We start from the raw sequence: 26,218 nt of genomic DNA, 5'->3' as shown, positions 1-26,218 counted from the left end.
TCTTGTAGGTCTGCGGACCGCTTGGCATGCGGCTTCTGGATTGGCTAGGCAGCGAAGATAGCAAATTGCCGAGCCGCGCTCATAGCGGTACAAAATCCATACAGATATTCATGAATGTGCGGTCGTCGCTGGCTGTGCAGGTATATATACTGCCCGCTCGTAGGAAAAGGTTGCTTCCATTGTGGGAAGTTGTGCGAAAACGTCGGTCATTGTTGTCAGACTGTTTCGCAGAGTTTCCCTTTGGCCGCCTCGCGAAGCGAAATCAGCGTAGTATGCGTGTTGCTGAATCGTTTTTACGGCGTCCTTCATTGCGCCACCAACGAAGCTTCACGGGTCAGAGGCCCCACGGCATGATTGAGCTCGAACAAGAAGATCCTATCCCGCAGGGCGACCTGGCCTTGCAGATCACCGCGCTGCCACGCGAGACCAATGGTTTCGGCGATATCTTCGGCGGCTGGCTGGTCGCCCAGATGGACCTGGCCGGCACCGCCATGGCCAGCCGCGTCGCCGGTGGCCGGGTGGCCACGGTGGCCATCGACCGCATGGCCTTCCTGGTGCCGGTGGCGGTGGGCGCGCAGCTGTCCTTCTATACCCAGACCCTGGAGATCGGTCGCAGCTCGATCCAGATGATGGTCGAAGTGTGGAGTGACGACCCGCTGTCCAGCGAATGGCGCAAGGTCACCGAAGCCGTGTTCGTGTTCGTCGCCATCGATGGCAGCGGTCGCACCCGCTCGGTGCCTCGTCGCTGAGCCGAGCGAGCGGTAAACTCATTGCACGTCACCGGGTCCAACGGCCTGACAGACAATCAATGAGACGAGCGCAATGGCTAACTTCACGGTCGAGACCGAGCTTCACGGCGAACTCAATTGCTGGCGCATCACCAGCGAGCATGCCGAACTATTGATCGCCCAGCAGGGCGCGCAAGTCCTTAGCTACCAGCGGATCGGCGAACCGCCGCTGCTGTGGCTGAGCGACCAGGCCATCTTCCGCAAGGGCAAGTCGGTGCGCGCTGGCGCGCCGGTATGCTGGCCGTGGTTCGGCATCTTCGAGCGCAACCCGGAGTCGGTCAAAGCCATGTTCAAGGGCGAACAACCACCGGCCCACGGCCTGGTGCGCGGGCGCGACTGGCAGTTGCTGGGGGCCGAGGAGCAAGGCGACAACCTGCGGATCGAATTCGAACTGCCCGAAGCCCAGGGCGACCTGCCCGGTTGGGCCCACGAGGTCCAGCTCAAGCTGCTGGTGGAACTGGGCGACCAGCTGAAGCTGACCCTGACCAGCTACAACCTCGGCAATACCGACGTCACCCTGAGCCAGGCCCTGCACAGCTACTTCGCGGTAAGCGACGTGCGTCAGGTGCAGGTGGAAGGCGTGGACGGGTTGGCCTATATCGAAACCCTGGCCAACTGGGAGCAGCGCCAGCAGCAGGGCAACCTGGGCTTTACGGGCGAGACCGATCGCATCTACCTGAACGCCCCCGAGCGCCTGGCCATCGTCGACCCCCACTGGAACCGACGCATCACCCTGCAGGCCGGCGGCTCACGCACCGCGGTGATCTGGAACCCCTGGACCGAGCGCGCTCGCGACCTGCCGGACATGGCCGACGATGGCTGGCAGCGCATGCTGTGCATCGAGACGGCGAATGTGATGGATGACCTGGTGGTGCTCAAGCCGGGGGCGAGTCATGCGATGAGCGTGGCGATCGGTAGCGAAGTGCTCTGAGGTTTCCGGGACCGCTACGCGGTCCTTTCGCGACACAAGGCCGCTCCCACAGGATTCGCGTGATCCCTGTGGGAGCGGCCTTGTGTCGCGATGGGCTGCAAGCAACCCAGAATGCGTTACAGGTCGGCGTCTTCCACCACCCTCACCTGCCCCGCCTCCAGCGCATACGCCGCATCCGCCAGGTCATTGCTGACCGCCTCCACCTTCAGCGTGCCGGTCACCCACAACGGCGTGTAGATGTCGTCGATCTTCAAACCTTTCGGATAACGCACCAGCACCAGCTGGTTCGGCGGCGGTGGCGGAACATGGATACAGGCGCCCGGGTACGGCACCAGGAAGAACAACGTGCTGTTGCCTTTCGCATCGCTCTCCAACGGCACCGGATACCCGCCCAGGCGGATCTGCTTGCCGTTCATCGCTGCCACGGTCTTGGTCGAGTACATTACCGCAGGCAAGCCCTTGCTCTGCTTCAGGCCACCCTTGGCAGTGAAGGTCCCCTGGGCTTCCGGGGAGTCGTGGTCGATCTCGGGCATCTGCTCGAGGGCTTTCTGGTCCGACTTGGGCATCAGCTCCAGCCAGTCGGTCTCGGGCAGTTCGGCATGGGCCAGGGCGCTGGCCAGCAGCAGGGGGACGAGGAATAACGCACGCATGGGAATGCTCGGCAACTCGGGATTGAATTGCCGGGCATTCTAGCCTGTGTTCAGTTCTTCTTGATGAAGCCGTAGATCACCAGAAGGATGATCGCGCCGACCAGGGCCCCGAAGAAGCCTGCGGCCTGCCCGGCCTGGTAGATGCCCAGGGCTTGCCCGCCATAGGTGGCGGCCAGGGAGCCGGCGATACCAAGGAGGATGGTCATGATCCAGCCCATGCTGTCGTCACCCGGTTTCAGGAAACGCGCCAGCAGGCCGACGATCAGGCCAATGAAGATGGTTCCAATGATGCCCATGGCAATCCCTCTGTGATGAACATGAAACATGCCAAAGCCTAGTCAGCGCTTTGGCATGTTGCCATCTCAGAGCGGCATTGCCGGCCAGAAGTTCGATCAGCCGGCGATCAACGCCTCTACTTCGGCGATCTTGGCCTTGAGGGTGGCCATGTCGGCGCAGCGCAGGGTGGCATGGCCGACCTTGCGCCCGACCTTGAATGCCTTGCCGTAGTGGTGCAGGTGGCAATCGTCGATGGCCACGACCTTGTCCACCGGCGGTACTTCGCCGATGAAGTTGAGCATGGCGCTCTCGCCGACCTTGGCGGTCGAACCCAGCGGCAGGCCGGCGACGGCACGCAGGTGGTTCTCGAACTGGCTGCACTCGCTGCCTTCGATAGTCCAGTGCCCGGAGTTGTGCACGCGCGGGGCGATCTCGTTGGCCTTCAGGCCGCCGTCGACTTCGAAGAACTCGAAGGCCATGACGCCGACATAGTCCAGCTTCTGCAGCACCCGACCGACGTAGTCTTCGGCCAGGGCCTGCAGCGGGTGCGCGTCGCTGGCCACCGACAGTTTCAGGATGCCGCTGTCGTGGGTGTTGTGCACCAGCGGGTAGAAGCGGGTTTCGCCATCGCGGGCACGCACGGCCACCAGCGACACTTCGCCGGTGAACGGTACGAAACCTTCCAGCAGGCAAGGCACGCTACCCAGCTCGGCGAAGGTATCGACCACGTCCTCAGGCTTGCGCAGGACCTTCTGGCCCTTGCCGTCATACCCCAGGGTGCGGGTCTTGAGCACGGCCGGCAGGCCGATGCTGGCGACGGCGGCATCCAGGTCCGCTTGCGAGAGGATGTCGGCAAAAGCCGGGGTCGGAATCCCCAGGTCGCGGAACATGCTCTTCTCGAACAGACGATCACGGGCGATGCGCAGGGCCTCGGCACTCGGGTAGACCGGCACGAACTGCGAAAGGAAGGCGACGGTTTCCGCCGGCACGCTCTCGAACTCGAAGGTCACCAGGTCGACTTCGTCGGCCAGCTGGCGCAGGTGGTCCTGGTCGCCGTAGTCGGCGCGCAGGTGCTCGCCCAGCGGGGCGGCGCAGGCGTCCGGGGCCGGGTCGAGGAAGGCGAAGTTCATGCCCAGCGGGGTGCCCGCCAGGGCCAGCATGCGGCCCAGTTGGCCGCCACCGATTACACCGATCTTCATAGCGTCAACCTCAAGCCTGGCGCGGATCTGGATTGTCCAGAACGGTGTCGGTCTGCTCGGTGCGGAACTGCTTGAGCGCCGCGTGGAACTGCGGGTACTTGGCGCCCAGGATGCTCGCCGACAGCAGCGCGGCGTTGATCGCGCCGGCCTTGCCGATGGCCAGGGTGGCCACGGGAACACCAGCTGGCATCTGCACGATCGACAGCAGCGAATCGACACCCGACAGCATCGACGACTGCACCGGCACGCCCAGCACCGGCAGGTGGGTCTTGGCGGCGCACATGCCCGGCAGGTGGGCGGCGCCGCCAGCACCGGCGATGATCACCTCGATGCCGCGGCCTTCGGCCTCCTCGGCGTACTGGAACAGCAGGTCCGGGGTACGGTGGGCGGAAACCACCTTCACCTCGTAGGGAATGCCGAGTTTTTCCAGCATATCGGCGGTGTGGCTAAGGGTGGACCAATCGGACTTGGAGCCCATGATCACGCCAACCAGTGCACTCATCGTCGAGCCTCTTCGCTTGTGCGCCCGCGGGCGCGTCAAAAAACAACAAGCCACGCGGGACGACCGGCGTGGCTTGTTTGCTGATCATGACCGAATCTATCCGGTCGAGGGGCCGCGCAGTATAGCGTAACGCGAGGCGATCACGGCACCCCCGGCGACCAACTGTCGCCCTTATTTTTCGGGGGTTTGGCTGACTTTCGGGTCAACTGAACCGCCCTCCAGCTTGCGCCACAGCAACCGCACGTTGGCCTTGCGCACCAGCGCGCAGCGATACAGGCGGATTTCCAGCGGCACATGCCACTGGCTGCCGCCACAGATCACCAGTTCGCCACGTTCCAGCTCGCCACGCATCGACAGCCTCGGCACCCAGGCGATACCCATGCCTTCGAGCGCCATGCTCTTGAGACTGTCGGCCATCGCGGTTTCATAGACAGTGGTATAGCGCAGGTTGCGCTGGCGCAGCAGCAGGTTGACCGAACGGCCGAGGAAGGCGCCGGCGCTGTAGGCCAGCAGCGGCACGCTGCCCTCGCCCTCCAGGTCGAACAGCGGCTTGCCATCCGGACCCACGGCGCACACCGGAAGCATTTCGGTGGTGCCCATGTGCAATGAGGGGAAGATCTCGGCGTCCATCTGCAGGGCAGCGTCCGGGTCATAGAAGGCCAGCATCAGGTCGCAGCCACCCTCGCGCAATGCATGAACGGCATCACCGACGTTGGTGGCCACCAGGCGCGTGGCGATGTTCAGGCCATCGTTGCGCAACTGCGCCACCCAGCGCGGGAAAAAGCCCGACGCCAGGGAGTGCGCCGCCGACACCTGGATCACCTCGCCCTGCCCGCCTTCGAGGTGATGCAAATGGCGGAGAACTTCGCTCAACTGGTCGACAACGGTACGCGCGGTGACGAGAAACAGCTGACCGGCCTCGGTCAGTTCGATGGGGGTGCGGGAACGATTCACCAAGGTCAGCCCCAGCGCCGCCTCCAAGCTGCGTATGCGTCGACTGAAGGCCGGCTGGGTGACGAAACGGCGCTCGGCCGCCTGGGAAAAACTGCGGGTGGAGGCCAAGGCACTGAAGTCCTCCAGCCATTTGCTTTCGAGGTTCATCGACTACTCCGCAACGCGTGCACCAAAATGGAACACGCTCGATTGTCAATCGGCGTCACATCAAACCGTATGCCGTTTGTGCATAGGTTAGCGTGCAACAGCATTGGCCGCAAAATCCGGGCAGCCCTAGCATTGGCGCCATTCCGGCAGGTGCCGGGTCAAAATCGAGATGATATCCATCATGTCCTCCGCTGCATCGTTCCGCGTCGAAAAAGATCTGCTTGGTACCCTTGAAGTCCCTGCCGATGCCTACTACGGCATCCAGACTCTGCGCGCTGCCAACAACTTCCACCTCTCCGGCGTTCCGCTGTCGCACTACCCGAAACTGGTAGTCGGCCTGGCGATGGTCAAGCAGGCTGCTGCTGACGCCAACCGTGAGCTGGGGCACCTGAGCGATGCCAAGCACGCTGCCATCACTGCAGCCTGCGCCCGACTGATCAAGGGTGACTTCCACGATCAGTTCGTCGTGGACATGATCCAGGGCGGTGCTGGCACCTCCACCAACATGAACGCCAACGAAGTCATCGCCAACGTCGCGCTGGAGCACATGGGCCACCAGAAAGGTGAGTACCAGTACCTGCACCCGAACAACGACGTGAACATGGCGCAGTCGACCAACGACGCCTACCCGACCGCGATCCGTCTGGGCTTGCTGCTGGGCCACGACGCCCTGCTGGCCAGCCTCGACAGCCTGATCCAGGCCTTCGCCGCCAAAGGTAAAGAGTTCGACCACGTACTGAAGATGGGCCGTACCCAGCTGCAGGACGCCGTGCCGATGACCCTGGGCCAGGAATTCCGCGCCTTCGCCACCACCATGACCGAAGACCTGCAGCGCCTGCGCTCGCTGGCTCCGGAACTGCTGACCGAAATCAACCTGGGCGGTACCGCCATCGGTACCGGCATCAACGCCGACCCGGGCTACCAGATGCTGGCCGTTCAGCGCCTGGCGATCATCAGCGGCCAGCCGCTGGTCCCGGCTGCCGACCTGATCGAAGCCACCTCCGACATGGGCGCCTTCGTGCTGTTCTCCGGCATGCTCAAGCGCACCGCAGTCAAGCTGTCGAAGATCTGCAACGACCTGCGCCTGCTGTCCAGCGGCCCACGCACCGGCATCAACGAGATCAACCTGCCGGCGCGCCAGCCAGGCAGCTCGATCATGCCAGGCAAGGTCAACCCGGTAATCCCGGAAGCCGTCAACCAGGTGGCCTTCGCCATCATGGGCAACGACCTGGCGCTGACCGTCGCCGCCGAAGGTGGCCAGCTGCAGCTGAACGTGATGGAACCGCTGATCGCCTACAAGATCTTCGACTCGATCCGCCTGCTGCAACGCGCCATGGACATGCTGCGCGAGCACTGCATCGTCGGCATCACCGCCAACGAACAGCGCTGCCGTGAACTGGTCGAGCACTCGATCGGCCTGGTCACCGCCCTGAACCCGTACATCGGCTACGAAAACGCCACCCGTATCGCCCGCGTCGCCCTGGAAACCGGCCGCGGCGTGCTGGAACTGGTGCGCGAGGAGAAGCTGCTGGACGAAGAGATGCTCAACGACATCCTGCGTCCGGAAAACATGATCGCTCCCCGTCTGGTTCCGCTGAAGGCTTAACCCAGACCGCTGCAAACAGTCTCACCAGGTCGAGGGACTAGACACCTCTCAACCTTTCAAGGGCCCGAGCGCACGCTCCGGGCCCTTTTTTTATGCCTGCGCTTCAATCCCTGCGCGGTCCCTGTAGGAGCGGCATACAACTTGCTCACTAAAGCTTCTCAGCCCAATGGGACGCCGAGCATGCTGCACAGCCACCTCACCACCCTCAACGCGGTTTCGCTGATCCTCCAGGTGTTCCAGGAGGCCGGCGTCGACCCGCGGCAGTTGCTCGCCGGCAGCGGCATAGGCCCGGCGGACATGGGCCACGCCGATGCGCGCATCACCACCCAACAGGAGCTGCAGGTGTGCGCCAACGCTGTGGTCCGGCGTGAGGACATCGGCCTGGAACTGGGCCGGCGGATGCATGTGTCGTGCTATGGGATGCTGGGTTACGCCCTGCTCTCCAGTGCCACTTTGGGTGACGCCCTGCGCCTGGCGCTGAGTTATCCGGCACTACTGGGAACAGTCTTCCAACTGCGCCTGGTGGACGACGGCCAGCGGGTCTGGCTCTGCGCCAGCGATCATTACGACGCCCCCGGCCTTGCCGCCTTCAACGCCGAGTTCTGCCTGGTGTCGCTTAAAGTGATATGCGATGACCTGCTCGGCCGCCCGCTGCCACTGCTGGCGGCGCGCTTCGAACACTCGCGCCCCGGCTACCACGCGCTCTACGACGGTGCGTTCCAGTGCCCGCTCGGCTTCGAGGCCGGCGACAACGCCTTCGCCTTCGAGCGCCGCTGGCTGGACATGCCGCTGCCGCTGGCCGACCCGATCACCCACAAGGCCATGGGCGAACGCTGCCGACGGCTGAACCTGGAGTTCACCGGACGCCAAGCCTGGCTCGGGCGCATTCGCCAGTTGCTGGTCCAACAGCTGGATGCCGCTCCCGGGCTGGAGGGCCTGGCACGGCAGATGAACTGCTCGTCGCGCACCTTGCGCCGGCACCTGCAGGCGTTGGGTAGCAGTTATCAACAACTGCTGGATGAGCTGCGCTTCGAGCGGGCCAAGCAACTGCTGGCCGAAGACCAGATGCCGATCTATCGCATTGCCGAATCGCTGGGGTTCAGCGAGACGGCGAGTTTCAGGCATGCCTTCCAGCGTTGGAGTGGCGTGGCGCCCAGTCATTTCCGCGGTTGATCTGAGCCGACCCTATCGCGGGGCAAGCCCGCTCCCACGGAAGATCTGGCGTGGGAGCGGGCTTGCCCCGCGATGAGGCCAGCACATGCCTTGGCCACATCGATCCCCTTTTGGCCATCCGCACCGTTCTCTCCTCACTGGCCCACCCAGCAGAATGGCCTCACGCCAGTCATAAACGGAGAACAACAAATGCTGACGGTCTATTCCGATGACCACCGCCTGCACCATGGCCGCTGCGAGCTGATCGACGGCCAGCTGATGCCCTGCTTTGAAATGCCCTCCCGCGCCGACCACGTCCTGGAGCAGGTGCAAAGGCGCAACCTCGGCCCTGTGCAAGGCCCCACCGATTTCGGCCGCGCTCCGCTGCAACGCATCCACAGCACCGACTACCTGAACTTCTTCGAAGGCGCCTGGGCCCGCTGGGCCGCACTGGGCCACGACGGCGACCTGCTGCCCTTCACCTGGCCGGCGCGCACCCTGCGCCAGGTCAAGCCCACCGGCCTGCACGGCGAACTCGGCTACTACAGCTTCGATGCCGGCGCGCCGATCACCGCCGGTACCTGGCAGGCCGCCTACAGCGCAGCGCAAGTGGCCCTGACCGCCCAGGCCGCGATCCAGCAAGGCGCCCACGCGGCCTTCGCCCTGTGCCGCCCGCCGGGACACCACGCCGCCGCCGAGGTGATGGGCGGCTACTGCTACCTGAACAACGCCGCCATCGCCGCCCAGGCCTTCCTCGACCAGGGCCGGCGCAAGGTGGCCATCCTCGATGTCGACTACCACCACGGCAACGGCACCCAGGACATCTTCTACACCCGCAACGATGTGTTCTTCGCCTCGATCCACGGCGACCCGCAGGACGAGTTCCCATTCTTCCTGGGCTATGCCGACGAGGTCGGCGAAGGCGCGGGTGAAGGCTGCAACATCAATTACCCACTGCCCGCCGGCAGTGACTGGGCGGCCTGGAGCGCGGCACTGGAAGCCGCCTGCCAGCGCATCGCCACCTACGATGCGGATGTACTAGTGATCTCGCTCGGCGTCGACACCTTCAAGGACGACCCGATCTCCCAGTTCAAGCTCGACAGCCCGGACTACCTGGAGATGGGCAAGCGCATCGCCCTGCTGGGCAAGCCGACCTTGTTCGTGATGGAGGGCGGCTACGCTGTGGAGGAAATCGGCATCAACGCGGTCAATGTGCTGGAAGGCTTCCAGCGCGCCCAGCCAGGAGCCTGAACATGGTCCGACTCAAGCGTCTGCTCGCCCCGCTCATCACCGCCGGCCTGCTCGCCGGCGCGCTCCAGGCCCACGCCGACCAGCGCACCCTGCGGGTCTACAACTGGTTCGACTACATCACCCCGCAGACCCTCACCGACTTCCAGAAGGACAGCGGGGTGAAACTGGTCTACGACATCTTCGACACCAACGAGGCGCTGGAGGCCAAACTGCTGACCGGCAACTCCGGCTACGACGTGGTGGTGCCGTCCAACGTGTTCCTCGCCAAGCAGATCGAGGCCGGCGTGTTCCAGCCGCTCGATCGCACCAAGCTGCCCAACTGGCAGCACCTGGACCCGGCGCTGATGAAGCTGATCGAGGCCAACGATCCCGGCAACCAGTTCGCCGTGCCCTACATGTACGGCACCGTGCTGATCGGCTTCAATCCGGACAAGGTCAAGGCCGTGCTCGGCGACAACGCTCCGGTGGACAGCTGGGACCTGATCTTCAAGCCGGAGAACATCGCCAAGCTCAAGCAATGCGGCGTGGCACTGCTCGACTCGCCGTCGGAGATCCTGCCACTGGCCCTGTCGTACCTGGGCCTGGACCCCAACAGCGGCAAGCCGGCCGACTACCAGAAGGCCCAGGACCTGCTGCTGAAGATTCGCCCGCATGTCACCTACTTCCACTCCTCCAAGTACATGGCCGACATTGCCAACGGCGACATCTGCGTGGCGGTGGGCTATTCGGGCAGCTTCTCCCAGGCCGCCAACCGCGCCCACGAGGCGAAGAACGGCGTGGTGGTGGACATGCGCCTGCCCAGGGAAGGCGCACCGATCTGGTTCGACATGCTGGCAATCCCGAAGAATGCCGCCAATCCGGAGGATGCCCATGCCTTCATCAACTACCTGCTGCGGCCTGAGGTGATCGCGCCGATCAGCGATTTCGTCGGCTACCCGAACCCGAACAAGGATGCGACCGACAAGGTCAGCCCGGCGATCCGCAACAACCCGAACCTGTACCCGACGGCGGAGGCGATGGCCAAGCTGTATACCTTGAAGCCGTTGCCGCGGGATGCCGAGCGGGCACGGACTCGGGCCTGGACCAAGATCAAGTCCGGTACCTGAACACCATCGCGGGGCAAGCCCGCTCCCACGCCGATTGTGTTGGCTGCGTGGGAGCGGGCTTGCCCCGCGATGGCTAGCGCCAGGTCTTGCGCAGGCGCATCAAAGCCTGCGCAATCTCCCCCTCCGGCACCGCCGCAAACCCCAGCACCAGCCCTGCCCTTTTATCCACAGGCTCCTCGCTGTCCTCCAGCCAGTAGCTGCTCAACGGATTGACCTCCACCGCCACCGCTTCCGCCCGCGCCACCAGCTCCTGTTCCCGCGTGAAGCTATCCACATCCACCTTCACATGCAGCCCCGCCGCCACCACCGGCATGGCCCCCAGCCCCGGCACATCCTGTGGCCAGCCAGCCTGGAGCACATTGCGCCGCGCCAGCGCAGCCCGACGCATGCGGCGGACATGCCGCTGGAAGTGCCCCTGGGCCATGAACTGCGCCATCACGCACTGGGTACCAACCTCCGAATGGCGCACCGCCAGCGCACGGCATCGACTGAACGCCTGCACCAGGCGCCCGGGAAGCACCAGGTATCCCAGGCGCAGGGCCGGCAGGGCGATCTTGCCGAAGGTCCCCACGTACAACACGCGCCCTTGGCGGTCCAGCGCGGCCAGTGGCGCCAGCGGCGCACCGCTGTAACGGTACTCGCCGTCGTAGTCGTCCTCGAGGATCCAGCCATCCTGGCGCTCGGCCCAGGCCAGCAACGACAGGCGACGGGCCAGGCTCATGGTGACACCCGTGGGGTACTGGTGAGCAGGCGTCACGTAGGCCAGCCGGCACTCGGGCATCTCGGCCAGTCTCGCGCAGTCCATGCCCTCGGCATCCACCGGCACACCCCTGAGCCTAGCCCCGGCCATCGCGAACGCATGCCCGGCAGCCCGGTACCCCGGGTTTTCCACAGCCACGCCATCGCCAGGCTGCAACAGCAGCTGTGCACAAAGGCTGATGGCCTCCTGCGCGCCACTGGTGATCACAATTTGTTCAGCCGTGCAGGAAAGCCCCCGTGAACGTCGCAGGTAGGTGGCAATCAGTTCGCGCAGCTGCCACTCACCCGCCGGGTCGCCATAACCCAGCATCGCCGGGTCGGGATTTCGCCAGAAACCCGCTTGCAGCTTGGCCCACACCTCGAACGGGAACAGGTCGAACGCCGGCACACCCACGCGAAAAGCCCTGGGTGCCCCGCCCCTGGGCAGCGGCAAATGATGATTTTTCAGACGTTGCAGGGGCTCGCTGATGACAGCCTGACTGGATAAATCCTCAGTATCCGCAGTGCGAAATGTGGATAAGTCTGTTGATAAACCCAGGGATAACCCTGTTGATAATTGTGTGGATAGTTTCGGTAGCTGGCTCACATAGGTGCCATCGCCGACCCGGCTCTCGATGAAGCCTTCGGCATACAGCTGGTCGTAGGCCCGCACCACGCTGTTTCGCGACAGCGTCAGCATCGCCGCCAGGTCGCGGGTGGCCGGCAACCGCGTGCCGCTGCCCAAACGCCCATCCAAAACCCTGGCGCGCAAGGCATGGTAGAGCTGCTGGCTCAGCCCGCGGCGGCGGTCCAGGACGATACCCGTGGGGTCGAAAGGCAGAGGATGGCAACGTTCGATCATGGCATTGGACCTATGAAAACAGCCGTGAATGGCTCTTACCCAGAGCCAATAGCCTGCCTAGCATGGAGCCATTCAACAAGGACATCCAGCATGTACAACAACAAGCCCCACCAGGAACACGACCTCGACCGCCTGCACCGGCACATGCTGCAAACCCGCCTGGCGCTGCTGGTCAGCCAGGGTGAACAGGGCCTGCTGGCCACCCACCTGCCGGTACTGGTCGAGACCGGCGAAGGCGAGTTCGGCACGGTCTACGCCCACCTCGCTCGGGCCAACCGCCAGTGGCAGGACCTGGAGCAAGGGGGCGAGGCGCTGCTGGTGTTTCCCGGTGCCGATGCCTACGTCAGCCCGAGCTACTACCCGAGCAAGGCGGACAACCCCAAGGTGGTGCCGACCTGGAACTACCTAGCTGTGCACGCCTACGGCCCGGTCGAAGTTATCCACAACGCCCAGTCGTTGCTGGGCATCGTCACCCGCCTCACCGAACGCCATGAACAACACCGCAACGAACCCTGGAAAGTGTCTGACGCCCCCAGCGACTACCTCGACAGCATGCTCCGCGCCATCGTCGGCATCCGCCTGCCCATCAGCCGCCTGCAAGGTGCGCGCAAGCTGAGCCAGAACCGCTCGGCGCAGGACATTGCCGGCGTGCGCGAAGGCCTCGGCGCCAGCAATGACCACCTGGACAACCAACTCGCCGCGCACATGCGCGATCTCTGAAGGAAAAGCCCATGAGCCACGTTACCCTGCGCCCGGTCGGCGCCCACGATCACGCCGCCTGGCGCTCCCTGTGGCAGGCCTACCTGCGCTTCTACCAGACCGAACTGGCCGACGAGATCTACCTCAGCTCCTGGCAACGCCTGCTCGACCCCAACGAGCCCACCCATTCGACCCTTGCCTGGGTCGACGGCAAGGCAGTGGGCCTGGTCAACTTCATCTACCATCGCACCAACTGGAGCATCCAGAATTCCTGCTACCTGCAGGACCTCTACGTGGACAGCGAGCAACGCGGTCTGGGTATTGGCCGCCAGTTGATCGAGCATGTCTACGCGACGGCCAAGGCCGCCGACTGCACGAGGGTGCACTGGCTGACCCATGAGACCAACGCCACCGCCATCAGCCTGTACGAACAGGTCGCCGAGCGGCCAGGCTTCATTCAATTTCGCAAAGCACTGTAGGCCGAAGATGAACGACGCATTGAACTGGAAGCCCGCCGGCACACCCAAGGCCGACCCTATGGAAGGCCGTTTCATCCGCCTGGAAAAGCTCGATCCGGCCCGCCATGGCGACGACCTCTGGAAAGTACTGCAAGGTCCGGGTTCGGACCCGGTGCTGTGGGACTACCTGCCCTACGGCCCGTTTGCCGAGCGCGCCGGCTTCGACCACTGGCTGCAAGGCAACGCCGCCAGCCGCGATCCGCTGTTCTACAGCGTGATCGACCGCGCCAGCGGCCAGGTTCAAGGCATCCTGAGCTACATGTCGATCGTCCCGGAACAGGGCCGCTTCGAGATCGGCCACATCGCCTTCGGCGCCGCCATGCAACGCACGCCGAAAGGCACCGAGGCGGTGTACCTGCTGGGCAAGCTGGGCTTCGAGCTGGGCAACCGCCGTCTGGAATGGAAGTGCAACGACACCAATGCCCGCTCCAAACGCGCGGCGGAGCGCTTCGGCTTCGTCTTCGAAGGTGTGTTCCGTCAGCACATGGTGGTCAAGGACCGCAACCGGGATACGGCGTGGTATTCGATTACCGACGGCGAATGGCCGGCGGTGGCGGCGGGGTTCGAGCGATGGTTGAGTGTGGATAACCAGCAACCTGAAGGTCAGGCGAGGACGCTGGAGGCCTGTCGCCAGGGCTGACCTTATCGCGGGGCAAGCCCGCTCCCACGCTGGAACTCTGTTACCTGCGCGACAGCGTAGCCTGAAGGGCTGGGCGATCTCCCACGGTAATGCGTGGGAGCAGACTTGCCCCAAGGTCCTCATCTGATCTGACGATGACGCCTGACGACGCCCATCTGCAGCCCGAACGGCTTGAAGACCGCATTCAGCGATTTGAGCGTGGGGTTGCCCTCCCCCTGTTCGATCTGGATCAACGTGCGAACCGAAACCTTGCACATCCGCGCAAACTGGGTCTGCTGCATCTTCGCCACTTCCGTACGCAAGCGCCTGACCGCTGCGCCCAGCTCCAGGCTGCCGTCGGCGATTCCCTCACGCACACCGTCAATCAACAACCCGCGGGCATCGATGGATACCGTCATGCCAACCCCCACTCGGCCATCCGCCGCTCAAGCTTGCCCAGCGCAATCGCCGGGTGATTCATGACCCGGCTTGCCAACCCCAGTCCGCTCAGGATATCGGGCAATGCCAGCAACTGGCGGGCATCCTCGCGCAAACGCTGGTACGCCTGCTCCGGGTCAATGACCGAGGCCAGGGCGTCGCACACCGCCATCCAGTCGATTTCACCAGCCCGCTCGATCGGCACTGGCCATTTGGTTGTCCGGGTTACCCCCTCCTGATCCATCACCATCGGCGCAAGGTCATAGATTGGCGCCAGGCGCACCGTATCGCGGGTGCGGATGATGGCGGTATTGCGTCCATGGTTGTCGGAGTTGCCCAGGATCTTGTTGATCAGGTCGCGGCGCAGGTAGTCCGCAATCAGCCCAGGCACCTGATCCGACTGCCCAGCCTCATGCCATAGGGCGACAAGGGTATCGATCACTTCCAGGTGACCCATGCGGCTGCCGGGCTCGGTCACGCCGCACAACGAGTAGACCGACTCCACCGCAAGGCGCTGCACCCCCCCTGCGGACACCTTACGATCGAAGCGCGCCATCCAGAGGCTGGGCTTGCGGCCCTCCTCCAACGCCATATGTTCACTGGCGACCGTATCAATACCTAAACGCTGCAAGGCTTTGTAGTAGAGGTGCTCGGCTCGCAGAATCTCCTGGTCATCGACCAGTGCCTGGTTTCTGGCAAATTTGATGAACCAGTGACGGCGAGCGTGTTCGTCGGCAAGCACGGCATCCGGGTACAACTGCCCGCTTTCGTCCTCGGTCATCAACAGCTTCGGCGCTTCTCCGCCAGCACCGGTCGCACCGCCAATGGCCGCTCCCTGCTCATAGGCGTACTCGAGAAAGCGCTGATCCCGGGAAACGACATCCTCGCGGGTAAAACCGATGGGGCTTGCCAGATCCAGTTGCTCGAAGGACTCCTTGATGCGCAGGTTGCCGATCGGCGCAGGGGTGGAGCGCCCAAGCAGAAACAGGTCCTCTCCCATGCCGGCCGGCTTCTCGCGGCCAATATGCTTGAGCAGGAAACGCTTGGCGGCACCAGCAGGCGCGATGTCGTAAAGGAATGCAGGGGCGTGGGGCAGGCGATGGTTGCCAAAATCCACCGGCAGCATTGCACTCGCCGCCCGGCAGAACAGGCTGTCATAGCCATCCGGATTCGCCCTGACGTAATCGGACAGATAGCCAAACTCGCAAGGGCTGGCGAGGCTGTGCTCCGGCTGTGCGAAGGCCATCGCCAGAGCGTCCTGCCACTTGCCGTCGTCATGGAGCTGGAGCGTAAGTCTGTGCATGGGCCGCCTGTGATTGACTGCATGTGAAGGGGTCAACCATTCCTTCGATATGCAGCATAGTGCAGATTTTTACAAAGGTTCAACAAATAATCTGCATCAAAATACATAAGCCTTAAAGCCTCCATGTCTTGTTCTGCAAAATAGTGCAGATGGAATGACAAAAAAAGGGGAGCATTCGCTCCCCAGAGGTTAACCGCTTGCAGATGAAGGCTTCTGTCAGCCTTCGATCTCGATCAGGATCTCGCCCGGGGTTACCCGGTCGCCCTTGGCCACGTGGATGGCCACGACCTTGCCGGCGATGGCCGCCTGGACTTCGGTCTCCATCTTCATCGCCTCGGTGATCAGCACTGCCTGGCCGGCCTTGACCACATCGCCTTCCTTGACCAGCACATCGACGATGTTGCCCGGCATGGTGGTGCTGACATGGCCCGGTTCGCTGGCCTGCTTGCGCTTGCTGCCGCCACCGCCGACGAAGTCGTTGAGCGGCTCGAACACCACTTCTTCCGGCATGCCGTCGATGGACAGGTAGAAGTGGCGCTTGCCTTCGGCCTTGACGCCCACGCCGGTGATGTCGACGCGGTAGGTCTCGCCGTGCACGTCGATGACGAACTCGGTCGGTACGCCCTCACCGCCCACCGAGCCCACCGCGCCGGCTTCCGGAATCGGCAGCAGGGCTTCGGGCTTGAGGGTGCCGGCTTCGCGCTCCTCGAGGAACTTGCGGCCAATGTCGGGGAACATGGCGAAAGTCAGCACGTCTTCCTCGGAGTGCGCCAGGCTGCCGATATCGGCACGCAGCTTGGCCATCTCCGGCTTGAGCAGATCGGCCGGGCGCACGTCGATCACTTCCTCGCTGCCGATGGCCTGGCGGCGCAGCTGCTCGTTGACCACGCCCGGAGCCTTGCCGTAACCGCCCTGCAGGTACAGCTTCACTTCGTTGGTAATGGTCTTGTAGCGCTCGCCGGCCAGCACGTTGAAGAACGCCTGGGTGCCGACGATCTGCGAGGTCGGGGTCACCAGCGGCGGGAAGCCGAGGTCTTCACGCACCCGCGGGATCTCCGCCAGCACTTCGTTCATGCGGTTGAGCGCGCCCTGCTCCTTGAGCTGGTTGGCCAGGTTGGAAATCATCCCGCCCGGCACCTGGTTGACCTGCACGCGGGTGTCCACGGCGGTGAACTCGCTCTCGAACTGGTGGTACTTCTTGCGCACGGCGTAGAAATACAGGCCGATCTCCTGCAGCAGCTCCAGGTCCAGGCCGGTGTCGAACTCGCTGCCCTTGAGCGCGGCGACCATCGATTCGGTACCCGGGTGGCTGGTGCCCCAGGCGAAGCTGGAAATCGCGGTGTCGATATGGTCGGCGCCGTTTTCCACCGCCTTGAGCTGGCACATCGCGGCCAGGCCGGCGGTGTCGTGGGAGTGGATGAACACCGGCAGCGACTGCTCGGCCTTCAGCGCCTTGACCAGCTCGCCGGTGGCGAACGGGGTCAGCAGGCCGGCCATGTCCTTGATCGCCACCGAGTCGCAGCCCATGGCTTCCATCTGCTTGGCCTGCTGCACGAAGGCATCGATGGTGTGCACGGGGCTGGTGGTGTAGGCGATGGTGCCCTGGGCGTGCTTGCCGGCGGCCTTCACCGCCTCGATGGCCACGCGCAGGTTACGCACGTCGTTCATGGCGTCGAAGATGCGGAACACGTCGATGCCGTTGACCGCCGCCTTGGCGACGAAGGCCTTGACCACGTCGTCGCTGTAGTGGCGGTAGCCCAGCAGGTTCTGGCCGCGCAGGAGCATCTGCAGGCGGGTGTTGGGCAATGCGGCGCGCAGCTTGCGCAGGCGCTCCCACGGGTCTTCCTTGAGGAAGCGCACGCAGGCGTCGAAGGTGGCGCCGCCCCAGACTTCCAGCGACCAGTAGCCGACCTTGTCGAGCTTGTCGCAGATCGGCAGCATGTCTTCGGTGCGCATGCGGGTAGCCAGCAGGGACTGGTGGGCGTCGCGCAGGATCGTGTCGGTAACAAAGATTTTCTTGGACATTGTTCGGTTCCTCACAGGCCTGCGTGCGCGGCGATGGCGGCGGCGATGGCCAGGGCCAGCTCTTCGGGTTTGCGCTTGATCGAGTAGTTGGTCAGTTCAGGGTGGCTTTCGACGAAGCTGGTGTTGAACTGCCCGCTGCGGAATTCCGGGTTGCGCAGGATTTCCTGGTAATACGCGGCGGTGGTCTTCACCCCCTGCACGCGCATGTCGTCCAGGGCTCGCAGGCCGCGGTCCATGGCTTCTTCCCAGGTCAGTGCCCAGACCACCAGTTTCAGGCACATGGAGTCGTAGAACGGCGGGATGGTGTAGCCGGTATAGATCGCCGTGTCAGTGCGCACGCCGGGGCCGCCGGGAGCGTAGTAGCGGGTGATCTTGCCGAAGCTGGGCAGGAAGTTGTTCTTCGGATCTTCGGCGTTGATGCGGAACTGCAACGCGAAGCCGCGGTGCTGGATGTCTTCCTGCTTGATCGACAGCGGCAGGCCGGAGGCGATGCGAATCTGTTCGCGGACGATGTCGATGCCGGTGATTTCCTCGGTGATGGTGTGTTCCACCTGCACCCGCGTGTTCATTTCCATGAAGTACACCTCGCCATCGGCGAGCAGGAACTCCACGGTACCGGCGTTCTCGTAGTCCACCGCCTTGGCTGCGCGCACCGCCAGGTCGCCGATATAGGCGCGCTGCTCGGGGGTGAGCTGCGGGCTCGGAGCAATCTCGATGAGCTTCTGGTTGCGGCGCTGGATCGAGCAATCGCGCTCGAACAGGTGCACCACGTTGCCGAAGCTGTCACCGAGGATCTGCGCCTCGATGTGCTTGGGGTTGACGATGCATTTTTCCAGGAACACTTCCGCCGAGCCGAAGGCCTTGGTGGCCTCGGAGATGACACGGGGGAAGTTCTGCTCCAGCTCTTCACGGCTGTTGCAGCGGCGGATGCCACGCCCGCCGCCACCGGAGGTGGCCTTGAGCATCACCGGGTAACCGATGCGGTCACCCTCGCGCAGGGCTTCATGGATATCGGCGACGTTGCCTTCGGTGCCGGGGGTGACCGGGACACCGGCCGCGATCATGGTGCGGCGCGCTTCGGTCTTGTCGCCCATGCGGCGAATGACATCAGCGGACGGGCCGATGAACTTGATTCCACGTTCGGCGCAGATTTCTGCCAGTTCGGCGTTTTCCGACAGGAAACCGTAGCCTGGATGCAGGGCATCGCAGCCGGTCTCGACAGCAAGGTTCACCAGCTTGCGCGGGTTCAGGTAGCCGGCCAGGGGCTCGGCACCGATGCTGTAGGCCTCGTCGGCGCGCTTGACGTGCAGGGCGTGACGGTCGGCGTCGGCATAGATCGCGACGGAGCGAATGCCCATCTCGGCGCAGGCACGCACGATCCGAACTGCGATCTCACCCCGGTTGGCGATCAGGATTTTTGTTATCACTGGAGTCTTCCCAAAGCCGTAGGAACAGACGATCCGGTTTTACCGGTCGGCGCGTGACCAGACGTCGCTGGCCAGTCGCATATTCACCCTAGCGCTGAAGATCGATAAACAAAAATCAATATTTGTTAGGGGCAGTATTAGCAAAAGCTTATAGTGAGGTAACAAGGTTTTGCTGGAGCCCCGGAAAAAATGCGTAAGTCCTTGATGCGTATGACTTTACGTCAACTGCAGGTGTTCAACGAGGTGTGTGATCTGCGCTCCTACAGCCGGGCGGCCGAGGAGATGGCGCTGACGCAACCCGCCGTTAGTCTACAGATCCGCCAACTCGAGGAGCTGGTCGGCCAGCCGCTGTTCGAGTACGTCGGCAAGAAGCTCTACCTGACCGAGGCGGCCGAGGCGCTGCAACGCGCCAGCCGGGATATCTTCGGGCGCCTGGAGAACCTCGACATGCAGCTGTCGGACCTGCAGGGCTCATTGCAGGGGCAGCTGAAACTGGCGATCGAGTCCAGCGCCAAGTACTTCGTGCCACACCTGTTCGCCGCCTTCAAGCAGCGCCACCCGGAGGTCAACCTCACCCTCACGGTGGTCAACCGGGCCCAGGCGATCCGGCGCCTTTCGGACAACCGCGACGACCTGACCATCATGTCCATGGTGCCCCAGGACATGGGTCTGGAATTCCTGCCCTTCCTCAACAACCCGATCATCGCCGTGGCACCGCCGGACCACCCGCTGTGCAAGCTGGAGCAACTGCGCCTGCAGGACCTCGAACCTCATACCCTGCTGGTTCGCGAGCAGGGCTCGGGCACGCGCAAGGCCTGCGAGGAGTTCTTCAAGGACAAGCGCGTGCACTTCACCCAGACCCTCGAGGTAGCCTCAACCGATGCCCAGCGCGAATGCGTGGTGGCCGGCCTGGGCATCGCCCTGCTGACCCGCCACGCAGTCAATTTGGAGCTGGCCACCGGCGTGCTCAGGGAACTGCCGGTGGAGGAGTTGCCGCTGTACCGCAGCTGGTGCCTGGTGCAATCCAAAAGCAAGCGCCAGTCGCCGGTCGCCTTGGCGTTCCAGGCGTTCATCCGCGGCGAACGTGCGCAAATCAGTGGGCTTGTTGAGCGTTTCTCGGGGAAGTTGCCGCCGATACCTGCCACACCGTGATGTCCTGCAGGTCGGGGTAGTCGGCCAGTTCGCGCAGCAGCTGGCGCTGGTCGCAGTAGCTTTCGATCGCGCGACGGAACTCCATGCGGCGCTGATCCTTTTCCTGTTGCTTGCGAGCCTTGGCGTTGGGTTGGTACACACCTGCGTGATCATGTGCCATTGCCTGTCTCCCAGATAGGATGCGGGAGTTTCAGACTGGCCTTGGCGGTTTACGGTTTGGCGGAGGAATGGTGACGAAATGATGAAATCTGCGTGGGAGCGGGCTTGCCCCGCGATTGCAATCGCGGGGCAAGCCCGCTCCCACGGAACCTCTGCATTGCTCAGTCGTCGGTGGCCTTGATCGACTTCGGCGACAAACGCAGGCTGCGCAAGCTGCGCTTCACGCTCTTGAGGTGGTTGACCAGGCTTGGCCCACGGGCCATGGCCACGCCCATGGCCAGCACGTCGATCACCACCAGGTGGGCGATACGCGAGGTCAGCGGGGTGTAGATCTCGGTGTCTTCATGCACATCGATGGCCAGGTTGACCGTCGACAATTCGGCCAGCGGCGTCTGGCTCGGGCACAGGGTGATCAGGTTGGCGCCGCTTTCACGCACCAGGTTGGCGGTGATCAGCAGGTCCTTGGAGCGCCCCGACTGCGAGATGCACACCGCCACATCGCCCGGCTTCAGGGTGACCGCCGACATCGCCTGCATGTGCGGGTCGGAATAGGCCGCGGCGCTGAGCAGCAGGCGGAAGAACTTGTGCTGGGCATCGGCAGCCACCGCGCCGGAAGCGCCAAAGCCGTAGAACTCCACGCGCTGGGCTTGGGCCATGGCGGTCACCGCCTGCTGCAGCGCTTGCGGGTCGAGGTGCTCGCGCACTTCCATCAGCGTGTGCAGGGTGGTGTCGAAGATCTTCAGGCTGTAGTCGGCGACCGAGTCGTCTTCATGGATGGCAAACTGGCCGAAACTGGCGCCGGCGGCCAGGCTCTGCGCCAGCTTGAGCTTGAGGTCCTGGAAGCCCGAACAGCCTATCGCCCGGCAGAAGCGCACGATGGTTGGCTCGCTGATCCCCACGCTGTGCGCCAGGTCGGCCATCGAGCTGTGCATGACGGCAGCCGGATCGAGCAGCACATGGTCGGCCACTTTTAGTTCCGATTTACGCAGCAGGTGCCGCGATTGGTCGATATGTTGCAACAGATTCACGGGCTGGACTCGGTTATGATCGGCGTGCCGGGATGTAGCTTTCTTGTAGTTATACTACATGCTTGCCAACCCGCCCAGCTAAACGAACGTGGAGAGTGGTGGTTTGACGATTCCTTGCGACATCCTGGTCTTCGGCGGCACGGGCGACCTGGCCCTGCACAAACTGCTCCCGGCGCTCTACCACCTGTATCGCGAGGCCCGCCTACACAACGCCGTGCGAATCATTGCCCTGGCCCGGCGCAACCTTTCGCGCAACGACTACCTCAAGCTCGCCGAACGCCACTGCCGGGCGCAGATCGCCCGCCAGGACTTCGACGAGGACGTCTGGCAGCGCTTCTGCGCACGCCTGGACTATTTCCCCATGGACGCCGCGCAAAGCGCCGACTTCGGTCGCCTGGCCCGCTACCTGGGCGAACCTGGCGGGTTGACCCGGATCTTCTATCTGGCCACCGCGCCCAAGCTGTTCGTGCCCATCGCCAACCACCTGCGCATCGCCGGCCTTGCCGACAGCGAGGCGCGCATCGTGCTGGAGAAGCCCATCGGTCACTCGCTGGAGTCGGCCACCGCGATCAACGAGGCCATCGGTGCGGTGTTCAGCGAACCGCAGGTGTTCCGCATCGACCACTACCTGGGCAAGGAAACCGTGCAGAACCTCATGGCGCTGCGCTTTGCCAATGCCCTGCTGGAGCCGGTGTGGCGCAACGGCCAGGTCGACCATGTGCAGATCAGCGTCTGCGAGACCCTTGGCGTGGAAAACCGCGGCGCCTACTACGACCGTGCCGGCGCCACCCGCGACATGCTGCAGAACCACCTGCTGCAATTGCTCTGCCTGGTGGCCATGGAGCCGCCGGCGCAGTTCGAGGCCGAGGCGGTGCGCGACGAAAAGGTGAAGATCCTCCGCGCGCTCAAGCCCATCACCGGCCAGGACGTGCAGGACAAGACCGTGCGCGGCCAGTACGGCGCCGGCAAGATCGGCGGCCAGGAAGTACCGGCCTACTACTTCGAGAAGGACGTGGACAACGACAGCGACACCGAGACCTTCGTCGCGGTGCAGGCGCACATCGACAACTGGCGCTGGGCCGGCGTGCCCTTCTACCTGCGCACCGGCAAGCGCATGGCGCGGCGCTCGTCGCAGATCGTCATCCAGTTCAAGCCGGTGCCCCACGAGCTGTTCAGCGGCGGCCAGGTCAACCAGTTGCTGATCCAGCTACAGCCTGACGAACACATCAGCCTGCGCATGATGACCAAGAGCCCGGGCAAGGGCATGCGCCTGGCACCGGTCGAACTGGACCTGAACCTCGCCCAGGCCTTCGCCCAGACCCGCCGCTGGGACGCCTACGAGCGGCTGCTGCTGGATGTGCTGGAAGGCGACTCGACACTGTTCATGCGCCGCGACGAGGTCGAGGCCGCCTGGGCCTGGATCGACCCGATCCTGCAGGGCTGGGAGGAGCACTTCCAGGCGCCACGTCCCTACCCCGCCGGCAGCAATGGCCCGGAACAGGCCAACAGCCTGTTGGCACGCCAGGGCCAGGCCTGGCACCTGTAGGAGCGGCCTTGTGTCGCGAACGGGCTGCAAAGCAGCCCCGGCAACTCCAAGCCGGGCGCCTATTATCAACGCCTTGAAAAGGCCGACCTTCAGCGCAACAGGTCGGCCGTCGAGCGATCAAGCAGCGCGCGGAACGAGGTCGCGTCCACCGGCCGGCTGATCAGGTAACCCTGCACCTCGTCACAGCCGTGCTCGCGCAGGAACTGCAATTGCTCGCGGGTTTCCACCCCTTCGGCCACTACCTTCAGTCGCAGGCTCTTGGCCATGGCAATGATCGCCCGGGTGATCGCCGCGTCCTGAGTCCCTTCTAACAGACCACGGATGAATGCCTGGTCGATCTTCACGTAGTCGACCGGGAACCGTTTGAGGTAGCTCAGCGACGAGTAGCCGGTGCCGAAATCGTCGATGGCCAGCTTCACCCCCAACGCGTGCAGCTGTTCGAAGGTGGTGATGATGTGCTCGACGCTGTCCAGCAACTGGCTTTCGGTCAGCTCCAACTCCAGCAGGTGCGGCGCCAGGCCTGACTCCTGCAGGACCTGGCGCACCAGGCTGACCAGTTTGCCCTGGCGCAGCTGGTACACCGACAGGTTGACCGAAACGCGCACCTCCAGGCCCTGGCGCAACCATTCGCACGCCTGCCAGCAAGCCTGGCGCAGCACGAACTCACCCATGGGCGCGATCAGCCCGGTCTCCTCGGCCAGGCCGATGAACTCACCGGGCGGCACCATGCCCCACTCGGGGTGCAGCCAGCGCACCAACGCCTCGGCCGCATGCAGCTGGCCGGTGCGCAGGCACAGCTTGGGCTGGTAGTAGACCAGCAACTGGCGCTCGTCGATGGCCTTGCGCAGCTGGTTCTCCAGTTGCAGGCGCTCCAGGGTGCTGGCGCGCAGGCTCTCGGTGTAGAACTGGAAGCTGTCGCCGCCCAGGTGCTTGGCATGCTGCTTGGCCATGTCGGCCTGGCTGACCAGGGCATTGAGGTCCAGGGTGGCGTCGGACAACAGGCTGATGCCCACCGACGCGCTGATCACCACCTCGTGCCCACCGACGCGCTGGGGTACGCGCAGCTTGTCGAGCAGCCGGGTGGTGACGCGCACCAGGCTCGACAGGTTGGTGTAGCCGTCGAACAGCACGGCGAATTCGTCGCCGGACAGGCGCGCCACGGTGTCGGCCTCCGGCACCGCGTTGGCCAGGCGCTGGGCCATCTTCTTGAGCAGCTGGTCCGCCAGTTCATGGCCCAGGCTCTCGTTGAGCAGCTTGAAACGGTCCAGGTCCACATGCAGCAGCGCCAGGCTGCGGCCGTTCAGGCGCATGCGCTGCGCCGCCTCGTGCAGGCGCAGGCGGAACAGCGCTCGATTGGCCAGCCCGGTGAGGTCGTCGTAATGCGCCAGGTAGCGCAGGCGCTCCTCGGATTCGCGGCGTGCGGACAGGTCGGTGAAGAAGCCGACGATGTTGACGATCCGTCCCCGAGGGTCATTCACGCTGTTCAGTTGCAGCCACTGCGGGTAGAGCTCGCCGTTCTTGCGCGCCTCGACCAGCTCGCCCTGCCAGCGGCCCTGCTGCTCCAACGCCTGATCGATAGCCTGGCTGTGGCGCCGGGCATCGCGGCTGCAGGGCAGTTCCAGGGCATTGCGGGCGATCAGCTCGGCCCGGCCGTAGCCGGTGACATCGCAGAAGGCCTGGTTCACCGCCAGCAACTGGAAGTCCGCGTCGAGAATGGCGATCCCTTCGCTGGCCGCCTCGAATACCGTCGCGGCCAAGCGCTGCTGCTCTTCCTGTTCCTTCTGCGCGGTGATGTCGCGGCGGGTGCCGAGCATGCGCAGGACCTTGCCCTGGTCATCGGACTCCACCGCCCGCCCACGGTCCTCGATCCAGCACCAGTGCCCCTGGGCGTGGCGTACCCGGTACTCGACCCGGTAGTCCTCGGTGCGCCCCTTGAGGTGCTCGACCAGCGTGCGCCGCAGCACAGGCAGATCATCAGGATGCAGCCGTGGCTTGAGGTCGGCGCGCACCAAGCGCACCTGCTCCGGATCCAGGCCAAATAAAGTGTGCAACTGGGTGTGGTGGACCTCGTCGGTTTCCAGGTTCCAGTCCCACAGCCCGAGTTCGCTGGCTTGCAAGGCCAGGGCCAGGCGCTGCTCGCTCTTGCTCAGGGCCTGGTTGGCCAGGTCCAGCTCATGACTGCGTTGGGCCACCCGCTGCTCGAGGCCGGCATGGGCCTTGCGCAGGTCGTCCTCGGCCCGGCGTCGTTGGGCGATCTCGGCGCTGAGCTGACGGTTGAGCCCTTCGCCATGGCGCTGGGCGTTCTGCAGGTGCTCGATCAGCGCCTGGTTCTGGAAGCGGCGCAGCAGGCCGCGCTCGATCAGGCGATTGACCTGCCAGGCCACCACCATCAGCGCCACCAGCAGGATCAGCCCCAGCCAGCCCCAGCCGCGCTGGTGCCCGGCGTCATAGACGAACAGAAACGCGATCGGCGGCAGCAGGCACGGCAGGGCGAAGCTGAGAAACGCCGGCAGGCTCACCGCGTAGGCGACACTGGCGGACAACGCCGCCGCGCCGAGCAGGCCGAAGACCCAGGCCTGCTGCACGAAGTTGTCCGCCGGCGCCAGGGCGATTACCGCGCTGGCCAAGGTCAGGCCGCTGAACGCCGAGCCGAGCAGGAACATGCGCCGCCAGGTCGGCTTGGCCTGGCGCGCCGGCGTCGCCGCGTCGAAGGCCGCCACCTGGATCACCCGCAGCGCCACCAGCGCCAGCAACCAGGCCAGCCACACCCCGACCAGCAGATAGCGCGCAGGGCTCCACAGCAGCCAGGCGCAGAGCAGGCCGTTGAGCAGCATGAACAAGGTGGGCAACAACGAGCCCTGGTATAGCAGGCGAGTACGCTCGATCGACAGCTGGGTGGCGAATTGCCTGCGAACGCTCCTTGTCGTCTCCGGCGATGCTCCGATCGCCCCGCAATCCTGGGTCATATTGGCTGGTTTCTTTTGTGTTCTTGTTATGGCTGACCGCAAATGTGCAGGGAGCATACACAAGCACCGCGTCGGACCAAACTGCTCTGCGTCATGATTTCGAAAATGTCTGCTGCGTCCAGGTCTGACCGCTCAACCACGGGTGCCGGGCAAGACCACCGATGAACGGTCGAGCG

The 26,218-nt window shown here is 64.2% G+C and carries 24 protein-coding genes; 11 read left to right on the top strand and 13 right to left on the bottom strand.

The window, feature by feature from the left end:
- Positions 1-350: 350 nt before the first annotated feature.
- Positions 351-749 (top strand): acyl-CoA thioesterase, encoded by a 399-nt coding sequence (locus tag ACZ899_RS19785; RefSeq protein ID WP_003253317.1) that lies wholly within the window; start codon positions 351-353, stop codon positions 747-749.
- Positions 750-822: 73 nt separating this feature from the next.
- Positions 823-1,719, top strand: coding sequence for a D-hexose-6-phosphate mutarotase (locus ACZ899_RS19780; protein WP_234562231.1), 897 nt, complete (start codon positions 823-825; stop codon positions 1,717-1,719).
- 116 nt (positions 1,720-1,835) lie between these two features.
- Here the strand turns inward: ACZ899_RS19780 and ACZ899_RS19775 are convergent, their stop codons facing one another.
- The 5 genes from ACZ899_RS19775 to ACZ899_RS19755 all read right to left on the bottom strand — a co-directional run bounded on the left by ACZ899_RS19775 (position 1,836) and on the right by ACZ899_RS19755 (position 5,447).
- Positions 1,836-2,369: a DUF3299 domain-containing protein gene (locus ACZ899_RS19775; protein WP_234562233.1), complete on the bottom strand. Its 534-nt coding sequence runs from the start codon at positions 2,367-2,369 to the stop codon at positions 1,836-1,838.
- 50 nt (positions 2,370-2,419) lie between these two features.
- A complete protein-coding gene (locus ACZ899_RS19770) occupies positions 2,420-2,665 on the bottom strand; it encodes a GlsB/YeaQ/YmgE family stress response membrane protein (RefSeq protein WP_050707557.1) in 246 nt (81 codons plus the stop codon).
- A 96-nt stretch (positions 2,666-2,761) separates the two neighbouring features.
- Positions 2,762-3,844, bottom strand: a complete 1,083-nt coding sequence (locus ACZ899_RS19765; protein ID WP_186712279.1) for a 5-(carboxyamino)imidazole ribonucleotide synthase — start codon at positions 3,842-3,844, stop codon at positions 2,762-2,764.
- Positions 3,845-3,854: 10 nt separating this feature from the next.
- The gene (purE, locus tag ACZ899_RS19760; RefSeq protein ID WP_050707559.1) at positions 3,855-4,346 is read right to left on the bottom strand and encodes a 5-(carboxyamino)imidazole ribonucleotide mutase; all 492 of its coding nucleotides are present in this window, start codon (positions 4,344-4,346) and stop codon (positions 3,855-3,857) included.
- 171 nt (positions 4,347-4,517) lie between these two features.
- Positions 4,518-5,447 carry a LysR substrate-binding domain-containing protein gene (locus ACZ899_RS19755; RefSeq protein WP_050707560.1) on the bottom strand — a complete coding sequence of 310 codons (930 nt, stop codon included), beginning with the start codon at positions 5,445-5,447 and terminating at the stop codon, positions 4,518-4,520.
- Between the two features lie 181 nt (positions 5,448-5,628).
- Between ACZ899_RS19755 and aspA the strand changes: the two genes are divergently transcribed.
- From aspA to ACZ899_RS19735, 4 genes are all read left to right on the top strand, one after another.
- Positions 5,629-7,053 (top strand): aspartate ammonia-lyase, encoded by a 1,425-nt coding sequence (aspA, locus tag ACZ899_RS19750; RefSeq protein WP_110736208.1) that lies wholly within the window; start codon positions 5,629-5,631, stop codon positions 7,051-7,053.
- Between the two features lie 180 nt (positions 7,054-7,233).
- Positions 7,234-8,226, top strand: a complete 993-nt coding sequence (locus ACZ899_RS19745) for an AraC family transcriptional regulator (RefSeq protein WP_186712278.1) — start codon at positions 7,234-7,236, stop codon at positions 8,224-8,226.
- A gap of 189 nt (positions 8,227-8,415) precedes the next feature.
- Positions 8,416-9,456, top strand: coding sequence for a histone deacetylase family protein (locus tag ACZ899_RS19740; RefSeq protein WP_203649347.1), 1,041 nt, complete (start codon positions 8,416-8,418; stop codon positions 9,454-9,456).
- A gap of 2 nt (positions 9,457-9,458) precedes the next feature.
- Positions 9,459-10,562 carry an extracellular solute-binding protein gene (locus tag ACZ899_RS19735; RefSeq protein WP_234562235.1) on the top strand — a complete coding sequence of 368 codons (1,104 nt, stop codon included), beginning with the start codon at positions 9,459-9,461 and terminating at the stop codon, positions 10,560-10,562.
- Positions 10,563-10,635: 73 nt separating this feature from the next.
- On the opposite strand, the gene pdxR is transcribed toward ACZ899_RS19735, so the two are convergent.
- Positions 10,636-12,162 carry a MocR-like pyridoxine biosynthesis transcription factor PdxR gene (pdxR, locus tag ACZ899_RS19730; protein WP_234562237.1) on the bottom strand — a complete coding sequence of 509 codons (1,527 nt, stop codon included), beginning with the start codon at positions 12,160-12,162 and terminating at the stop codon, positions 10,636-10,638.
- Between the two features lie 90 nt (positions 12,163-12,252).
- Here pdxR and ACZ899_RS19725 point away from each other — a divergent pair, with 90 nt between their 5' ends.
- From ACZ899_RS19725 to ACZ899_RS19715, 3 genes are read left to right on the top strand one after another with little or no spacing between them, the layout of a single operon-like run.
- A complete protein-coding gene (locus ACZ899_RS19725) occupies positions 12,253-12,882 on the top strand; it encodes an FMN-binding negative transcriptional regulator (protein ID WP_234562239.1) in 630 nt (209 codons plus the stop codon).
- 11 nt (positions 12,883-12,893) lie between these two features.
- The gene (locus tag ACZ899_RS19720; protein WP_203649339.1) at positions 12,894-13,340 is read left to right on the top strand and encodes a GNAT family N-acetyltransferase; all 447 of its coding nucleotides are present in this window, start codon (positions 12,894-12,896) and stop codon (positions 13,338-13,340) included.
- A 7-nt stretch (positions 13,341-13,347) separates the two neighbouring features.
- Positions 13,348-14,019, top strand: a complete 672-nt coding sequence (locus tag ACZ899_RS19715) for a GNAT family N-acetyltransferase (RefSeq protein ID WP_234562241.1) — start codon at positions 13,348-13,350, stop codon at positions 14,017-14,019.
- 119 nt (positions 14,020-14,138) lie between these two features.
- On the opposite strand, the gene ACZ899_RS19710 is transcribed toward ACZ899_RS19715, so the two are convergent.
- From ACZ899_RS19710 to ACZ899_RS19695, 4 genes are all read right to left on the bottom strand, one after another.
- Positions 14,139-14,417: a helix-turn-helix domain-containing protein gene (locus ACZ899_RS19710; RefSeq protein WP_186712271.1), complete on the bottom strand. Its 279-nt coding sequence runs from the start codon at positions 14,415-14,417 to the stop codon at positions 14,139-14,141.
- Positions 14,414-15,739 (bottom strand): type II toxin-antitoxin system HipA family toxin, encoded by a 1,326-nt coding sequence (locus tag ACZ899_RS19705; RefSeq protein ID WP_232855416.1) that lies wholly within the window; start codon positions 15,737-15,739, stop codon positions 14,414-14,416. The genes ACZ899_RS19710 and ACZ899_RS19705 overlap by 4 nt, the downstream gene beginning before the upstream one ends.
- A 216-nt stretch (positions 15,740-15,955) precedes the next feature.
- Positions 15,956-17,764, bottom strand: a complete 1,809-nt coding sequence (oadA, locus tag ACZ899_RS19700; protein ID WP_203649335.1) for a sodium-extruding oxaloacetate decarboxylase subunit alpha — start codon at positions 17,762-17,764, stop codon at positions 15,956-15,958.
- 11 nt (positions 17,765-17,775) lie between these two features.
- On the bottom strand, positions 17,776-19,191 hold the full coding sequence (locus ACZ899_RS19695) for an acetyl-CoA carboxylase biotin carboxylase subunit (protein WP_203649333.1): 1,416 nt from the start codon (positions 19,189-19,191) through the stop codon (positions 17,776-17,778).
- A gap of 204 nt (positions 19,192-19,395) precedes the next feature.
- On the opposite strand from ACZ899_RS19695, the gene ACZ899_RS19690 reads away from it, so the two are divergent.
- Positions 19,396-20,343 (top strand): LysR family transcriptional regulator, encoded by a 948-nt coding sequence (locus tag ACZ899_RS19690; protein ID WP_203649331.1) that lies wholly within the window; start codon positions 19,396-19,398, stop codon positions 20,341-20,343.
- On the opposite strand, the gene ACZ899_RS19685 is transcribed toward ACZ899_RS19690, so the two are convergent.
- Both ACZ899_RS19685 and hexR read right to left on the bottom strand, forming a co-directional pair.
- On the bottom strand, positions 20,285-20,503 hold the full coding sequence (locus tag ACZ899_RS19685) for a PA3496 family putative envelope integrity protein (RefSeq protein ID WP_203649329.1): 219 nt from the start codon (positions 20,501-20,503) through the stop codon (positions 20,285-20,287). The genes ACZ899_RS19690 and ACZ899_RS19685 overlap by 59 nt on opposite strands.
- Before the next feature lie 160 nt (positions 20,504-20,663).
- Positions 20,664-21,530: a transcriptional regulator HexR gene (gene hexR / locus ACZ899_RS19680; protein ID WP_023630201.1), complete on the bottom strand. Its 867-nt coding sequence runs from the start codon at positions 21,528-21,530 to the stop codon at positions 20,664-20,666.
- 103 nt (positions 21,531-21,633) lie between these two features.
- Here hexR and zwf point away from each other — a divergent pair, with 103 nt between their 5' ends.
- Positions 21,634-23,076 carry a glucose-6-phosphate dehydrogenase gene (gene zwf / locus ACZ899_RS19675; protein WP_203649326.1) on the top strand — a complete coding sequence of 481 codons (1,443 nt, stop codon included), beginning with the start codon at positions 21,634-21,636 and terminating at the stop codon, positions 23,074-23,076.
- An 89-nt stretch (positions 23,077-23,165) separates the two neighbouring features.
- Here zwf and ACZ899_RS19670 read toward each other — a convergent pair whose 3' ends face one another.
- On the bottom strand, positions 23,166-26,042 hold the full coding sequence (locus ACZ899_RS19670) for an EAL domain-containing protein (RefSeq protein WP_234560811.1): 2,877 nt from the start codon (positions 26,040-26,042) through the stop codon (positions 23,166-23,168).
- Positions 26,043-26,218: the final 176 nt, after the last annotated feature.

It is taken from the genome of Pseudomonas sp. TE31087, from assembly GCF_057284075.1.
Note: the sequence above shows the minus strand (reverse complement) of the source record. Positions and strands in the feature narration are given on the sequence as shown.

Coding starts and splice junctions, on each gene's coding strand:
- oadA (WP_203649335.1), bottom strand. CDS start 17,764: ATGTCCAAGAAAATCTTTGTTACCGACACGATCCTGCGCGACGCCCAC.
- ACZ899_RS19765 (WP_186712279.1), bottom strand. CDS start 3,844: ATGAAGATCGGTGTAATCGGTGGCGGCCAACTGGGCCGCATGCTGGCC.
- aspA (WP_110736208.1), top strand. CDS start 5,629: ATGTCCTCCGCTGCATCGTTCCGCGTCGAAAAAGATCTGCTTGGTACC.
- ACZ899_RS19770 (WP_050707557.1), bottom strand. CDS start 2,665: ATGGGCATCATTGGAACCATCTTCATTGGCCTGATCGTCGGCCTGCTG.
- ACZ899_RS19705 (WP_232855416.1), bottom strand. CDS start 15,739: ATGCACAGACTTACGCTCCAGCTCCATGACGACGGCAAGTGGCAGGAC.
- ACZ899_RS19725 (WP_234562239.1), top strand. CDS start 12,253: ATGTACAACAACAAGCCCCACCAGGAACACGACCTCGACCGCCTGCAC.
- ACZ899_RS19745 (WP_186712278.1), top strand. CDS start 7,234: ATGCTGCACAGCCACCTCACCACCCTCAACGCGGTTTCGCTGATCCTC.
- ACZ899_RS19775 (WP_234562233.1), bottom strand. CDS start 2,369: ATGCGTGCGTTATTCCTCGTCCCCCTGCTGCTGGCCAGCGCCCTGGCC.
- ACZ899_RS19780 (WP_234562231.1), top strand. CDS start 823: ATGGCTAACTTCACGGTCGAGACCGAGCTTCACGGCGAACTCAATTGC.
- ACZ899_RS19690 (WP_203649331.1), top strand. CDS start 19,396: ATGCGTATGACTTTACGTCAACTGCAGGTGTTCAACGAGGTGTGTGAT.
- ACZ899_RS19720 (WP_203649339.1), top strand. CDS start 12,894: ATGAGCCACGTTACCCTGCGCCCGGTCGGCGCCCACGATCACGCCGCC.
- ACZ899_RS19735 (WP_234562235.1), top strand. CDS start 9,459: ATGGTCCGACTCAAGCGTCTGCTCGCCCCGCTCATCACCGCCGGCCTG.
- ACZ899_RS19670 (WP_234560811.1), bottom strand. CDS start 26,042: ATGACCCAGGATTGCGGGGCGATCGGAGCATCGCCGGAGACGACAAGG.
- ACZ899_RS19755 (WP_050707560.1), bottom strand. CDS start 5,447: ATGAACCTCGAAAGCAAATGGCTGGAGGACTTCAGTGCCTTGGCCTCC.
- ACZ899_RS19710 (WP_186712271.1), bottom strand. CDS start 14,417: ATGACGGTATCCATCGATGCCCGCGGGTTGTTGATTGACGGTGTGCGT.
- ACZ899_RS19740 (WP_203649347.1), top strand. CDS start 8,416: ATGCTGACGGTCTATTCCGATGACCACCGCCTGCACCATGGCCGCTGC.
- ACZ899_RS19715 (WP_234562241.1), top strand. CDS start 13,348: ATGAACGACGCATTGAACTGGAAGCCCGCCGGCACACCCAAGGCCGAC.
- ACZ899_RS19785 (WP_003253317.1), top strand. CDS start 351: ATGATTGAGCTCGAACAAGAAGATCCTATCCCGCAGGGCGACCTGGCC.
- pdxR (WP_234562237.1), bottom strand. CDS start 12,162: ATGATCGAACGTTGCCATCCTCTGCCTTTCGACCCCACGGGTATCGTC.
- ACZ899_RS19685 (WP_203649329.1), bottom strand. CDS start 20,503: ATGGCACATGATCACGCAGGTGTGTACCAACCCAACGCCAAGGCTCGC.
- purE (WP_050707559.1), bottom strand. CDS start 4,346: ATGAGTGCACTGGTTGGCGTGATCATGGGCTCCAAGTCCGATTGGTCC.